The sequence below is a fragment of the Mesorhizobium bavaricum genome (assembly GCF_056781655.1).
Map to the genome: position 1 here is coordinate 2,836,413 of NZ_CM165566.1, position 14,067 is coordinate 2,850,479.

12 protein-coding genes, 1 tRNA gene and 1 pseudogene are annotated in these 14,067 nt (G+C 63.6%); 8 read left to right on the top strand and 6 right to left on the bottom strand.

Annotation, left to right across the window (positions count from 1 at the left end; translation table 11 throughout):
• Positions 1–331: 331 nt before the first annotated feature.
• A complete protein-coding gene (locus AC1RZR_RS13790; protein ID WP_481829055.1) occupies positions 332–973 on the top strand; it encodes an arginase family protein in 642 nt (213 codons plus the stop codon).
• Here the strand turns inward: AC1RZR_RS13790 and AC1RZR_RS13795 are convergent.
• Positions 936–1,877 carry a S1C family serine protease gene (locus AC1RZR_RS13795; protein WP_481828619.1) on the bottom strand — a complete coding sequence of 314 codons (942 nt, stop codon included), beginning with the start codon at positions 1,875–1,877 and terminating at the stop codon, positions 936–938. The genes AC1RZR_RS13790 and AC1RZR_RS13795 overlap by 38 nt on opposite strands.
• A gap of 168 nt (positions 1,878–2,045) precedes the next feature.
• Here AC1RZR_RS13795 and AC1RZR_RS13800 point away from each other — a divergent pair, with 168 nt between their 5' ends.
• From AC1RZR_RS13800 to AC1RZR_RS13810, 3 genes are all read left to right on the top strand, one after another.
• Complete coding sequence (locus AC1RZR_RS13800) at positions 2,046–2,918, top strand: S1C family serine protease (protein WP_481828620.1); 873 nt, start codon at positions 2,046–2,048, stop codon at positions 2,916–2,918.
• A gap of 8 nt (positions 2,919–2,926) precedes the next feature.
• Complete coding sequence (locus AC1RZR_RS13805) at positions 2,927–3,556, top strand: helix-turn-helix transcriptional regulator (RefSeq protein WP_481828621.1); 630 nt, start codon at positions 2,927–2,929, stop codon at positions 3,554–3,556.
• Positions 3,557–3,666: 110 nt separating this feature from the next.
• Entirely contained in the window at positions 3,667–4,533 is an 867-nt protein-coding gene (locus tag AC1RZR_RS13810) for an SDR family oxidoreductase (protein ID WP_477270543.1), read from the top strand.
• Between the two features lie 112 nt (positions 4,534–4,645).
• Here the strand turns inward: AC1RZR_RS13810 and AC1RZR_RS13815 are convergent, their stop codons facing one another.
• A complete protein-coding gene (locus AC1RZR_RS13815) occupies positions 4,646–5,161 on the bottom strand; it encodes a TIGR00645 family protein (RefSeq protein ID WP_477270545.1) in 516 nt (171 codons plus the stop codon).
• A gap of 330 nt (positions 5,162–5,491) precedes the next feature.
• Complete coding sequence (locus AC1RZR_RS13820; RefSeq protein ID WP_481828622.1) at positions 5,492–7,678, bottom strand: OmpA family protein; 2,187 nt, start codon at positions 7,676–7,678, stop codon at positions 5,492–5,494.
• A 199-nt stretch (positions 7,679–7,877) separates the two neighbouring features.
• On the opposite strand from AC1RZR_RS13820, the gene AC1RZR_RS13825 reads away from it, so the two are divergent.
• Both AC1RZR_RS13825 and AC1RZR_RS13830 read left to right on the top strand, forming a co-directional pair.
• Positions 7,878–8,324: a YcgN family cysteine cluster protein gene (locus AC1RZR_RS13825; protein WP_477270953.1), complete on the top strand. Its 447-nt coding sequence runs from the start codon at positions 7,878–7,880 to the stop codon at positions 8,322–8,324.
• Positions 8,325–8,593: 269 nt separating this feature from the next.
• Complete coding sequence (locus tag AC1RZR_RS13830; RefSeq protein WP_477270549.1) at positions 8,594–8,950, top strand: hypothetical protein; 357 nt, start codon at positions 8,594–8,596, stop codon at positions 8,948–8,950.
• Between the two features lie 165 nt (positions 8,951–9,115).
• Here the strand turns inward: AC1RZR_RS13830 and AC1RZR_RS13835 are convergent, their stop codons facing one another.
• The gene (locus tag AC1RZR_RS13835) at positions 9,116–9,829 is read right to left on the bottom strand and encodes an SIMPL domain-containing protein (RefSeq protein WP_477270551.1); all 714 of its coding nucleotides are present in this window, start codon (positions 9,827–9,829) and stop codon (positions 9,116–9,118) included.
• 134 nt (positions 9,830–9,963) lie between these two features.
• On the opposite strand from AC1RZR_RS13835, the gene AC1RZR_RS13840 reads away from it, so the two are divergent.
• A tRNA-Ile gene (locus AC1RZR_RS13840) sits at positions 9,964–10,039 on the top strand.
• Positions 10,040–10,230: 191 nt separating this feature from the next.
• Here AC1RZR_RS13840 and AC1RZR_RS13845 read toward each other — a convergent pair.
• Positions 10,231–11,046: pseudogene (locus AC1RZR_RS13845) on the bottom strand (tyrosine-type recombinase/integrase); the annotation flags it as partial.
• A gap of 1,016 nt (positions 11,047–12,062) precedes the next feature.
• On the opposite strand from AC1RZR_RS13845, the gene AC1RZR_RS13850 reads away from it, so the two are divergent.
• A complete protein-coding gene (locus AC1RZR_RS13850; protein WP_481828623.1) occupies positions 12,063–12,575 on the top strand; it encodes a hypothetical protein in 513 nt (170 codons plus the stop codon).
• Between the two features lie 373 nt (positions 12,576–12,948).
• On the opposite strand, the gene AC1RZR_RS13855 is transcribed toward AC1RZR_RS13850, so the two are convergent.
• Entirely contained in the window at positions 12,949–13,905 is a 957-nt protein-coding gene (locus AC1RZR_RS13855; protein WP_481829056.1) for an NAD-dependent epimerase/dehydratase family protein, read from the bottom strand.
• Positions 13,906–14,067: the final 162 nt, after the last annotated feature.

Consider the following 14,067-nt stretch of genomic DNA (forward strand, 5'->3'; position numbering starts at 1 on the left):
ATTCGCGGTCTATGGTGGGCTTGGCAAACCCAGGCTCTTCCATGCGTGAAATCTGCCTTATCCGCGCCCCGTCCAACCTTGGTCTTCGTCCGCTGCGGCCCGGCCATGTGCCGGGGACATGGCGGGCGCCGCAGGCGCTGAGCGAGGCCGGCCTGGTCGAGGTGGTTGCGCCCGCCAAGGTGGTCGATCTCGAACGGCCCGCCTACGGCACCGAACCGCAGCCGGGCACCCGACTGCGCAATGGCCCTGCGATCCGCCGGTTTAATCTGGAGCTCGCCGAGTTTGTCGCCGGCGCGATCGGACAGGGCGAATCGGCGGCGATTGTTCGATCCTGCTTGGCGCGCTGGCGGCCGCACGGCGGTCCGGTCCACTGGCCCTGGTGCATGTCGACGGTCACAGCGATTTCCGTCATCCCGGCAACTACGATGCCGATGCCGCGCTCGGCTCGGCCGCCGGCATTGATCTCGCGCTCGCCACCGGGCGCGGCGAACCGCTGCTGACCGAGTGGCCAGGCATTGCCGGGCCGTTGGTGGCCGACGAACGGGTGATCCAGATCGGCGAACGGGAGAGCCGTGATGCCGACTTCGCCTGGCCGGACATCAGCTCCACCGCCATGACGCTGATCGACGTCTTTGCGGCGCGCGAGCTTGGCGTGGCGAGGGTGTTGGGAAAGACCCGGGCAACGCTGGCGCAGTCTTCCTACTGGCTGCATCTCGACATTGACGTGCTCGACCAGGCGGTGATGCCGGCGGTGGATTCGCCCGGCAGTCCCGGCATCGATCCCGACGATCTCGTCGCTATCCTGTCCGCACTGGTTGCCGGTCCTGCCTGCATCGGCATGGACATGACGATCTTCGATCCCGACCTCGACCCGACCGGCGAACTGGCGGCGTTATTGGTGTCGCTGCTTGGGCGGGTGCTCGAGCAGCGAGACCTCAGCTACGCGCCACCGGCGTCACACTTACCTGGCTGACGCCGGTGCGGCGCACGACGGTGCACAGCGTGTCGTGGCCGATTCGCTCGGCGTCGAGCAGGCGCACCAAATCGTCGACGCCGGTGACCGGGCGGCCGTCGATGGCGGCGATGATGTCGCCTTCCTTCAGGCCGGCCTTGGCCGCCGGGCCATTCTTCTCGACGCTACGCAGGCGCACCGCCGTGCTGGTCGAGACTTGCGACAGGAGGGCTGCGCGGCGTGGCAGGTTCGTCGTGTCGGCGGAAACACCGATGAAGGCGCGGCGCACGCGGCCGAAGCGGATGATCTCCGAAATGACGAAGTTGGCGGTGTTGGAGGCGACCGCGAAGGCGATGCCTTGCGCGCCGTGGATCATGGCGGTGTTGACGCCGATGACCTCGCCGGCCGACGACACCAGCGGCCCGCCGGAATTGCCGGGATTGAGCGCTGCGTCGGTCTGGATGACGTCGTCGATCAGGCGACCGGTGGAGGCGCGCATCGAGCGGCCGAGTGCCGAGACGACGCCCGAAGTGACGGTCCATTCGAAGCCGAGAGGATTGCCGATGGCAATGGCGATCTGGCCGCGCCGCAGCCGCTTGGAATCGCCAAGGGGGGCGACATCGGCAAAGCTGCCGTCGGCGCGCACCAGCGCGATGTCGGTGTCGGGATCGCGGCCAAGTACGCGGCCGTCGCGGGAGGCGCCGTCCGGCATCGAGACGCGCACCGTCTTCGCATCGCCGACGACATGGAAATTGGTGACGACCAGCCCGTCCGGCGCGATGACGAAGCCGGAACCCTGGCCGCCCTGACCGCCAATGCGCTCGATGCGGCAGACAGCGGGGCCGATGCGGTCGACGGCGTCGGCAACTGTCGTCGAATAGGCATCGAGCAGCGTGTCGTCGGATTGGGCGGCGGCGAGGGCCATGGCGGGCTCCGTGTTTTCAGTCGTAACGATGACTATATGTGCGGAGCGGGTGGAACCACCGCGACCTGACCAGATGGCCAGTCAAACCAGCAACTAGCCGTCAGGCGAGTACCTTCAAGCGCGCTGCCGAGCGATATCTGGGCTATGCAAGAAACCCAGGAGACCACTATGAGCGATTTCAATCTCAGCGCATTTTCCCAGGCCATTGCCGATCTCGCCGCCAAGGCGGCGCCGGCAACGGCGAGTTTCGCCGCGCATCATCATCGCACGGCAAGCGCCTTCCATTGGCGCGACGGCTATTTTGTCACCGCCGAGGAAGCCGTCGAGGCTGGCGAGGAGATCGAGCTGACGCTGGCGTCGGGCGAGACGGTGAAGGCTGAACTGGTCGGCCGCGATCCTTCCACCGGCGTCGCCCTGCTGAAGCCGGCAAATGCGGCCACGACGCCTACGCTTGCCAAGGCCGATGCGGTGCGGCCCGGCAACATCGCCATCGCCATCGGCAACAGCCAGGGATCGGCGCTGGTCGTGTCGGGCTCGGTCGGCGAGGTCGGCCCGGCTTGGCGCTCGATGCGTGGTGGCACCATCGACCAGCGCATCAATCTTGCCGTCGGTGCCGGCGGCCGTTTCGAGGGCGGCCCGGTGCTCGACGCCAAGGGCGCGCTGATCGGCATGCTGTTGTTCGGGCCGCGCCACCGGGCGCTGGTCATGCCGTACGAGACGATCGAGCGGGCGGTTGCGACCTTGCGCGAGAAGGGCCATGTCGCGCGCGGCTATCTCGGCGCCGGCCTGCATCCGGTGCGCGACCGCGACGCGCATGGCGCGATGGTGATGAGCCTCGACGACGAAGGCCCGGCCAAGGCCGCCGGTCTTTCGCTGGGTGACATCATCGTTGCGTGGAACGGCGAGGCCGTGCATGGCCCACGCGACCTGATCCGCAGGCTCGGACCGGACAGCGCCGGCGCTTCGGTGACGCTCGGCGTCGTGCGCGGCGGCGAACAGCGCGACGTCGTGCTGACCATCGGCGAAAAGCCGCTTTCCTGAGAGGAGTGATGGACACGCCCACCAGCGACCGGATCATGCATGACGGCGCCGCCTCGCGGCGGCTGGTGGTACTGGTTGCGCTTGGCGATGCGGGGCGCGCCGAGCGCCTGGCTGCCTCGCTCGCCGCGAGCGACGACCTGCTGCCGGTCGTGGCTGGCGGCGGTACCGCTGATGTCGCCATCGTTGACGACAGCAGTGGTGACGCCGTGCCAGCCTCCACGCCAAGGGTGCTGCTGTCGGGCAGCCGCGAGCGGCCTGCCGGCGAGGTGTTGGCGATACTGCCCGCGGGTGTGGACGATTTGTTGATCGCCGCCGCGGCGCGGCTGGCGGCGGCCGGCTATTGCGTATCGGGCGATGGTAGTCGCGGGCGCAATGAGGATTTCCATGCCGGCGATGGTGAGCCGTTCGAGGATGTAGCCTCCGACGAGCACGCTGCCCGGCCTTCGCTGTCACCACGCGAGGCTGAAGTGCTGGCGCTGCTGGCCGAGGGCGCGCCCAACAAGGTGATCGCGCGGCGGCTGAACATTTCCGTGCACACGGCGAAGTTCCATGTCGCCGCGATCCTGATCAAGCTCGGTGCCGCCAACCGCACCGACGCCATTGCCATTGCGATGCGCCAGGGGCTGGTGCTGGTCTAGTAACAAACCCTACGCAGCGTAACTCGGCATCCAGCGCCTCGGGCCTTGCGCTGCGGTCCCCTGCCGCGCAAAGGTTTGCGCCTGCCATGTTGCAAGGGAGGCGCAAGGAAATGTCGCTGAAGGGAAAGACGCTGTTCATCTCCGGCGGGTCGCGCGGCATCGGGCTGGCGATCGCGCTGCGCGCCGCGCGTGACGGCGCCAATGTGACGATCGCCGCCAAGACCGCCGAGCCGCATCCGAAGCTGCCGGGCACGATCTACACGGCGGCTGAAGAGATCGAGCAGGCCGGCGGCAAGGCACTGCCTGTGCTGTGCGACATCCGTGAGGAGGCGCAGGTTGCAGAGGCGGTCGCAAGGACCGTGGAAAAGTTCGGCGGCATCGACATCTGCGTCAACAATGCCAGCGCCATCCAGCTCACCGGCACGCTGGAAACCGACATGAAGCGCTACGATCTGATGCACCAGATCAACACGCGCGGCACCTTCCTCGTCTCCAAAATGTGCATTCCGCACCTGAAGTTGGCCGGCAATGCTCACATCCTGAATCTGGCGCCGCCGCTCGACATGAAGGCCAAATGGTTCAAGAACCACGTTGCCTACACCATGGCCAAGTTCGGCATGTCGATGTGCACGCTGGGCATGAGTGTCGAGTTCGCCAGGGACGGCATTGCGGTCAATTCGCTGTGGCCCATCTCGACCATCGACACGGCCGCAGTGCGCAATCTGCTTGGCGGCGCGACGGTGGCGGCGATGAGCCGTTCGCCCGACATCATGGCCGATGCCGCGCACGCGATCTTCATGCGGCCATCACGCGAGGCGACCGGCAATTTCTACATCGACGAAGAGGTGCTGCGCGCCGAGGGCGTCAGCGACTTTTCGGTCTATGCGCCAGGTGCGACCGGGCCGCTGGCCGGGGATTTCTTTGTGCCGGACGAGGTGTTTGCGCGGACGGATACGAAGATCAAGGGGATTTATTAGAGACTCGAGGCAGCCAAACAGCCAATCCTCGATCACCGGAAAATCCTGCTCTTGCAAGGCGATAGGGTGACGATCCTGCCGGAGTGATTCAACGCCCGGGCAGGCGCCAGCCTCACTCCTCGCCCTTCTTGCCTTTGCTCAGACCCATCAGCCGGTCGATATAGGCGAGCATGAACGCCGAGACGACGAAGGCGAGGTGGATGATGGTCAGCCACATCAGCTGGTCGGTCGAGTAGGAGGACGAGTTGAGGAACACCTGCAAGAGGTGGATGGAGGAGATGGCGACGATGGTCGAGGCGACCTTGACCTTCAGAGAACCGACGTCGATCGTGCCCAGCCAATGCACGCCGCCGTCTTCATCGTCGAAGCGGCTGACGAAGTTCTCGTAGCCCGAGATGATGACCATCACCACCAGCGAGGCGACCAGTGCGGCATCGATCAGTCCGAGCATCTTCAGGATGGTGTCGGTGTCGTCGAGCGTGAAGGCCACGGTGACGAACTCGTAGAGCTTCTTGCCGAAGGACAGCGCATAGATGGCAAGCGCCACGCCCAGCCCGAGATAGAAGACGACCAGCAGCCAGCGCGAGGCAAGGATGATCGATTCGATGGCGAGTTCGAGACGCTTCATGCAGTGGTTCCGGTTGGTTCTCTTTGGATAGTGGCCGTACGGCAGTGGGTCGTATTTCGATCAGGTCGCCCCCGTTTGCAAGACAAAAAGCCCCGCCGGTGAGGGACCGGCGGGGCTCAATGCGTCCCGCTGGAGTCGGGACGGGGCAGGGATGCCCTGGTCAGAATCTGGGGTGGGCAAGCCTTCGATTCAATGAGCCGGCTCTAATGCCGGTACAATTCTTGTTGAACCGGGATGCTGTCCGCGGTCCGACCCATCCCGGTAGGCCGGGATGGATCCTTTCTTGCCGATCTGATTCCAGAAGTCTTCTCAAGCCTCTGGAAAAGCAGATCAATTGTTGCTGGCGACCGGCGCCACCAGCGAGGTGATGCGGCGAATGGCGACACGCCGGTTCTCACGGTTGGGCGCGGCCGTGTTGACCTTCAGATACTCCTCGCCATAGCCCTGCGTCGTCAGGTTCTCCGGCGGGATGCCGAAGGCATTGGTGAGGGCCTCCGCCACCGATTCGGCGCGGCGATCGGATAGGGCAAGGTTCGCCTCCGGTTTGCCGACGGCGTCGGTATGACCTTCGATCAGGAAGGTCTCGGCCGGGTTCTTCTTCAACAGCTTCTCCATGGCGCCGGCGACGCCTTCGAGCTTCTGCACCTCAGTGTCGGAGATGGAGGCCGAGCCGAATTCGAAGTTCAGCGTGTCGAGGTCGACGCGGCGTGCAATGTCGCGCACGCGGGCCGAACGCTTGACCTCATCGATCGAATAGAGGCGCTGGACCTTTTCCACCGGCGGCTGTTCGAGGAAGGTGTAGTAGTCGTCCGGGCTCTCGACGTCCTCGGAATCGAGGATGTACTCCCGCCGCGGGATGGTCAGCCGCATCGGCGGCAGGTCGTCGCCGGGATCGCGCCAGTCGCCCTCGTCCTGATAGTCCTGCTCGTCGACATAGCTCAGCACATATTCGCGCCCATCAGGCGTGATGCGCGAACGCTGGATGACATCACCGTAGCGGTTGCGGATGGTGACGATCTGGACGCCATTGGCGCGCTCGACCGTCTCGCGTGTACGGCCTTGCGGCAGATCCTCGTAGTAGACGTCCTTGGCGCCGCGGTTCATACGCGGACCGTCATTGCTCTGGACGATCGTCTGGTTGTTGAGCTGGATGATGACGCGGTCGCCGATCTCCTTGAGCACGTCGACGCCCTTGGGCCGGCGGCGGTCACGGATGTTCTCGTCGGGCGCACGATCGACACGCGTGCCTTTTTCCTCCGTCACCGGGACCATTTTTTCGGGCTTGATCTCCTGCTGGGCGGCCTTGTCGTCGGTGGGCGGCGGCCCCTGATCGACAGGAGCGACCACGGGCTTCTCGCTCTGATCGGCACCTTGCTGGGCATTCTGCCCACCATTCTGCTGGGCATTCTTGTTGCCCTGCTTCCTGCCTCCCTTGCGCTCGGCATCCTTCTGGCTGTCCAGAACCGGAGCGGCGTTCGGATCGGCAGGCGCTTCGCCCTGCACAGGATTCTCGCCCTGGACAGGCGCGGCCGTCTCGCCATTGGCTGGCTGTTCGGCGGTGGCAGGCTTTTCGCCACTGGCCGGTTGTTCGGCCGTCGTAGGCTGCTCGCCGGTGACAGGCTGCTCGCCAACCGGTTTCTTGCGCTTCTTGGTCTTGTCCTGCGGTTGCTCGCCCTGGGCGGCCGGCTGTTCGCCGGCAGGAGCTGCCTTCTCGGTCGGCGTCGGCGCGGCTTCCGGCACGACGGCCGGTTTGGCTACCTCGACAGGCTTCTTCTGCTTCTCAGGCTTCTGCGCGGGCTCGACGGCTGGCGCTACCTCCGTCGGCGCGGCCTGCTGATCCTGCTTTTGCTTGTTGCGCGGCTTGGGCTGCTCGACCTGCTGGTTGTCGTTGGCCGGTTCGGCCTGGCCGGCGGGTGCCTCTCCGGCCGGGGCTTCGGTCTGCTGTTGCTGATCGCGCTTCTTCTTGCGCGGTTTCGGTTGCTGTTCGTCAGCAGCCGGTGCTGCCTGCTCCGCGGGTGCCGCTTGCGCCGGCGCCTGCTCAGTCTGCTGCTGCTGGTCGCGCTTCTTCTTGCGGGGCTGCTGTTGTTCGGCGGCTGGAGCGGCTTGCTCCGCCGGCGCCTGCTCGGTCTGCTGCTGCTGATCGCGCTTCTTCTTGCGCGGCTGCTGCTCCTCGACGGCTGGAGCGGCCTGCTCGGCAGGGGCGGACTCCGTCTGCTGTTGCTGCTCACGCTTCTTGCGCGGCTGCGCCTGCTCTGCGGGCTGCTCGCTCTGGGCGGGCGCCGCCTGCTGCTCCGGCTCGGCCTTTTTGCGTTCGTGCTTTTGTTTCGGCTCCGCTTGCTGCTTCTGCGCGCAGGCCTCGGCCGATTCGCCCTCGGCGCACGCTGCCTGCGCCAAGATGAACGCGGCTGACGTGTGCTGGGCGGGGCCGCTTCCCTGAAGCGGGAACGCGCCCAACGGCGCGGATGCCATCAGCAGGCCAAGTGCGGTGCCTGCCAGAATCCGTGGTTGGCGTTTCATCGAAAATTCTCCTTGTGGGGTCCCATCCTTGCCGAAACCGATCTCGGGCCGATTGGTTCCAGTTTGGTTGGGATAGAGGCCGTACGGGGCGAATGGCCGACCTTTTGAAGGCAACTTCGTGTCATTCCTCCTGGTGACCGCCGCATTTTGGGCCTTCGTCGTGCTTGACCTTGCCGGCGGCTGGGGCCACATCCCGGGAATGGAAACGCCATTCTGGAAAACCAAGGCGCTGGAGGCGATGAGCCCGGCCGAGTGGGAATCGTTGTGCGACGGCTGTGGCAAATGCTGCCTGTCAAAGCTAGAGGACGAGGATACCGGCGAGATCTACTGGACCAGCGTCGGCTGCCGGCTGTTCGATGCGCAGAGCTGCCGCTGTTCGGACTACGCCAACCGGCTGGCGCGCGTTCCCGACTGCGTCGGGCTGACGCCGCAGAATGTTCGCACGATCAGCTGGCTGCCCAGCACCTGCGCCTACCGGCTGGTGGCCGAGGGCCATGATCTCTACTGGTGGCACCGGCTGGTGTCGGGCAGCGCCGAGACCGTGCATGAAGCCGGAATCTCAATGCGCGGCCGGGTCAAGGCGAGCGAGACCGACCTGGCCGAGCCGGAAGACTATTTTGACTACATGCTGGACGACGAGCCCTAGGCTCGCGCAGGGACGACGAACGGCAGCTCGCGCAGCGACGACGAGCCCTGATCTTCAAGCTGATCTGCTGGATTGGGAACCGGGCCCTGGCTGAGGCGTTTTGGAACATTCACCTCGGCAAGGGTCGATGGTAAATGCCCGGCGAATGCCTTTTCGCCACATGAACCGGAGATGAACAGCCGGTTCGCAATAAGTTCAGACAGACAAGTGCATTCTCCCCCCATCGGTTCACGAGGACGGGCGAGAGCCCGCAACAAGGAGAGAAGACGATGTTCAACACCATGAAGACGGCAGCCCTTTCGGCACTGGTCGGCCTCGGCACGCTGGCGGCCATCCCCGCTCACGCCGACAGCCTGTATCTCGGCTTCGGCAACAACAACGACACGCGTTTCGGCGTCTATGCGGGTGACGACGGCTATCGTCATCGCCGCGATGAACGCCGTGGCGAGTGGCGCCGTGGCTGTTCGCCGGACCGTGCCCTCGACAAGGCCGAGCGCATGGGTCTCCACCGTGTCCGCATCGTCGACGTCAACCGTCGTACGGTAAAGGTGGCGGGCCGCCAGTACGGCGACCGTGTTGTCGTCGTGTTCGCAAATGATCGCGGCTGCCCGGTGATTTATCGCTGAGATCAGCTCGAAGACACGACCTTCTCGAAGGTCGGCAGGTAGCTGAGCCCCATTCCGTCTGAAGGGTGTGGCTCGAAAAAAACCCGCGGGAGCAATCCCGCGGGGTTTTTCATGCACGGTATATCCTGGGCCGAGCAAGGCTCGGTCCAGGATCGTCAACGCCGCTTACTTCAACTCGAAGGTGACGGTGACCTGGACGTTGTAGGAGTTCTCGCCAGCCTGCACCGGAGCCGCGGCACCGGCTGCGGCATCGAACGCCTTGGCGTTGATCGGCATTGGCATCGGCGCGATGTTCTGGTCGGTGATCTCGAGCACCCGGCCGATGCTGACGCCGGCGGCTTCGGCCAGCGTCTTGGCCTTGGCCATGGCGTTGGCGACCGCCTTCTTGCGGGCCTCGGTGACGGTCGCCGCCGGGTTGTCGTTGGTGAAGGCGATGCCGCCGCCCTGGTTGACGCCGAGCGACACCGCCTTGTCCAGAATCTCGCCCGTCTTGTCGACATCGCGCACCCGCACCGACAGCGTGTTGGTCACCTGATAGGCGACGAGTTCGGCTTCCTGACTGCCGTCCGGCTTGTTGGTGTAGTTGTAGCGCGGATTGATCTGGATGCCCGCGGTCTGCAGGTCGCGATCCTTGATGCCGGCCGACTTCATCGCCGCGATCACGGCGGCCATGGCGTCGTTGTTGGCGTCGAGCGCTGCGCGCGCGGTCTTGGCCTCGCGCATGACGCTGAGCGTCAGGACCGCCAGATCGGGGGCTACGGTTGCTTCGCCTTCGCCTGACACAATGATGCGGGGCGGCGTCGGCAAATCGGTGGCTCCAGCCATCGCCGGAAAAGCGATTGCAGCGGCGAGCGCGAGCGGCAAAAGGTGTCTGGTCATGAAAATCTCCTTGGTCTGCGATCAAGTCGCAAAGGTCGCGTAGAGCGCGATTATGGGTTGATTTGGGCGATCTGCGGAAGCCTGACGGGAAAGCCTTGTGCCGCGATGCGAAAAACATTAATCCAGCCCGCGTGGGGCCTGTAGCTCAATGGTTAGAGCCGGCGGCTCATAACCGCTTGGTTGGGGGTTCGAGTCCCTCCGGGCCCACCATTATCGTTATTTATCAATGACTTATTGACGGGTTCGCCACGAGGTTCGCCAACAGGTTCGCCAAGCAGCGGCTTCCGCGTCACCAGCCGTACGACTCGGTCCATGCCCTGCACAGCCAGACGCACCTGCGATGCTTCCCGGGAATAGAGCTCTGCATGGTGGATGTCGTCGTGGCCGAGAACGTCCATCATCTGCCTGGTGGATGCCTCTGCTTCGGCGAGATAGACCCCGAGTGACTTCCTCAGGCCGTGCAGCGTAAGGCCCTTCGGCAAGCCGGCGAGAGCGCACCAGTGTGCCATGGCACCGGTCAGAGATTTAGCCGAGAAAGGCCGGCCATATCCCGTGACTAGGACTGTTTCGCCACGCCGGTCCGCGGAGTCTAGGATCTCAGCGAGCATGGGAGTTACTGGAACGAAAAGCCGCTTGCCGCCGGTCCGTCCCTTGTTCTTGGACTGAACAATATCAAATCCGTCGAATTGGCGCTCGACACCATCGATCAGGACGCGGTGGGTTACGCGCTGGTCCCATCGCAAGCCTGCGACATCGCCTCGACGATTGCCAAGCCAAAGAGCAAGCCCGTAGCACGTGCGCGCGGAAGTACCGACTGGCCAGCGCCGTTCAAATTGTTCCATTGCTTCGCGAGGCCACGCCTTCCAACCGGTATAGGCAGGCCGCCATTCAACCGAAGCGGTAGGGTCTGTCTCGATCCAATCCTGGCGCAGCCCGACATAGACCAATTTGCGAATTGCGACCAACAGGTGCTTGGCCTTGTGAGGCGTGGCAATGAAACGGCCCAGAAGTTCTTCGACATGGGCACGCCTGAGATTCTTGACCGGCACGTCGCGCCAGGTAAGCGAATGGTCAGGCACAACCCGCAGGTCCAGGAACTCATCGATTAGACGAGTGTTCTTTCGTCTTGTGGCTTCGTCGTGGGCCAGCCATTTGACCGATACTTTTAGCCTCTGGGTGGCCGCGCCGAATGTGCCTGGCAGGGCAGCACCCGGCATCCTGGCGACGGACGCCTTAGGGATTTTTCGGCCTTCAACGGCAGCGTGATAAGCCTCCTTGAACCCGGGCTGATCAGGTGCAGGCAGACCGACCACGCGCTCCTTGGTTCGATAGGTCCGAGAGATCGGCAGCGTGCTCGGTCTGATTCTGACGCGTTCCGTGAGCAAAACAGTTTTTTAACAGCCTGCTATTTAGATTAGGTCGCAGTGCGTGCGGACTGAGACAGACTCTTGTCAGGTCCATATTACCCTGATCCGGTACAAGGGAGTATCCTTGAATGAAGAGCCGATTGCTTTGGGGTCTTGTGTGCGGCGCAGCAGTGGCAGCGCTACACCTCGTAAGTTTACCCGCGATCAGTACCGCGGCGGAAATGGTCTCAGTTCCGCTCGACGTGGACGTGTACGACCATCCGGGCGGCGAAGGGAAGCCTCGGAAGGAGCACTTGCGGGCCAACAGCACCGTCAACCTCTTGGTCAAGCGGAAGGACCATTGGTGCCAGGTCGAAGGGGACGCAGTGCCCGGGGGAAAGGGCTGGGTATGGTGCGGCAGAGGCGGCGACCAAAAAAATTATGCGCTAATGCCGGTTCGAACGGGAACAATCCCGATTAGCCAAATCCCGGGAGCTACTGGAGAGGTGCTCCCAGCTGGCTCAAGTGGCGGGGGAGGACCAGGAACTCCATAGGGATCCCCTTGCACTTCTATCCAAGCAGAAAGATTTTCGCGAGCGGAGCAGGAAGCAATGGAGCAGATCAGACGGTACCTCTTAATCGTGGCAATTTGCGGGTTCGGCGTGACCAGTCACCAAGTGCTCGCTGCCCCAGCTGAGGAGCACCATACGCTCACGATTACCCCAAACTCGGCGTGGGATTCGTGGCAGGACCGACTTTTTCATGATACGCCAGTTATCGGCTCTTTTACGGGCCATGGGGTTACCTGCGTTAAGTATAACGCGTTCCCAGGCCCCATTCAGGGGAAAGTGGGATTCGGTCAAGGCGAATGGGGCAACGACCCTTGCATGTCGTTCATCGTTGAGCACACGGTGGGGTTCGATACAGGGCCATACAGGCAAATCCCCAGCAAACGACTTGATCGGGTCGTCCTGACATATGACGAGGCTCCGTTCGCGGCCTGCACAGTGTTTGTTGGCTCTCCCTACAGTAATTGTTGGCAGGGCGGGAGCGGTGCGGCGGTCGACAAGCCTACAGGGTGTGTCACGGTCCGTGTCCCCAATATCGATTGGCAGAACCGGGGAGGGCCCAAAGGTCTGATGCCGTTCAACACCAAGCCGGGAACGACCCAGATTCGCCGCGGCGAGTGGGACGTGACAGAAGCCTTCCGATGGCAAGCCGATTCGGGTATGCCAATCGGTGGGAATCCTGGTTTCGGTTTCACCCTCGGGTCACCCTTTACATCCACCAAGCAGTTGACCGCCGAGGACAACACCGTGTGTGTGTCGGATGTGAAAAACATTCGACTAATCGTGAACTACACGACCTTTCCGAACGACGTTTTTGTCCAGCCGAAGTAGGCTGCTAACTGACTGTGGCGATCGCAAGTCCGTAACGCCGCCTATTGCGCGAAATGGTCTTGGTCTGCAGGGCCGTTTTGCCGCGATGCGAGCCGTTTTCATGCCCGCGGCGCGAGCCAGCAGGTCGGCCTTTCTCTTGCCGCTTATGTCAATCGCCCGATGAGCTTCCTGCCTTCCCCTCCGCGAGCCGGAATGCGTAGTTGTTACGGATGCACACCATTATCCCCGGCATGCTTGTCAAGAACGGTCGGACCGAAATGCCTTTCGGCGTGATGGGTGGCTATTACCAGGCGATGGGTCACGCCCAGCTTTGCGGCGGAGACGCAGTGGGTCAAGCTGGGGCCGATCGGCCGCGTGAAGTATCCGGGCACTACTACCGGCTGAGTTTCCCATTCGCCACCAGCCACTCGACGGACTCATACACCGCCTGCAGCGACGAATACCGCGGGTCGTATCCCAGGAGGTTCCGCGCTTTGGCGATTGAATGGCTCGGGCTGCGTGCAATGTGCTCCCAGGTGGCGCGCCAGTTTTCTTCGGTCTGCTTGCCCTTCCACGTATCGAACGGCTCGTAGCTCAGCTGCGGGGCGTGGCCGAACCAGTTGTACAAGGCCTCGGCGTAGCCGCGCAGATTGATCGCCTGTGGCGAGACGGTGTTGAAGGCCTCGCCCACCGCGTTGCTCCAGTTCGCGATGGCTCGCATCACCATCTGTGCTACGTCGTCGGCATGCACGTGGTGCACTGTCTCATTGCCAAGATTGGGCAGCACCAGCGGCTCGCCACGGGCGATCTGGGAGAACACGCCGACGTCGAAGTGCCCGGCCGGATTGAGCGGCTCCCAGCCAGGCCCCACGATATGGCCGGGCCTAAACACCGTGGCTGGAAACCCGTTTCGCCTGGCTTCGTTGAGCAGCCAGGTCTCAATCTCGGCCTTTTGCGTGCCATAGCTGCCGAACGGATTTTTCGGCTGGTCCTCTCTCGCCGGGATCGCGGTGTTATGCCCATAGACCCAGATGGTGCCGCAATGGAGGAAGTGCTGCACCTCGCCTCGCAGCGCGCCGACGATCTGCATGGTGCTGTCGAGGGTGAAGGAAATCATGTCCACCACGATATCGGCCTTCAGAGCGCGGACCTTCTCGCCGAAGGTGCCAGCCTTTTCCTCCGCGTCGCGGTCGATCATCACTGGCTTGACCGATTTCCACGCCGCATTCAGCGTATAGGCCGCGCGCTGGCCGCGGCTGACATTGACCACTTCATATCCGGCCTCGACCAGCCGCGGCACGAGGTACGTGCCGACATGCCCGCTGCCGCCAATGATCACTACGCGTGCCATTTTCGCCCCGCCGATTGCTGGCGGACTGTGGCACTGGCAGACGGCGAACGCCACTCGAATCCGCTGCAGGTCAACGCCCGGACCCGCTTTTTGATCGATGAACAGACAGAAGTGATCGACGCCATCGTCTGAAACCGGGCTCGCGGTCGCCATTGGCACTGG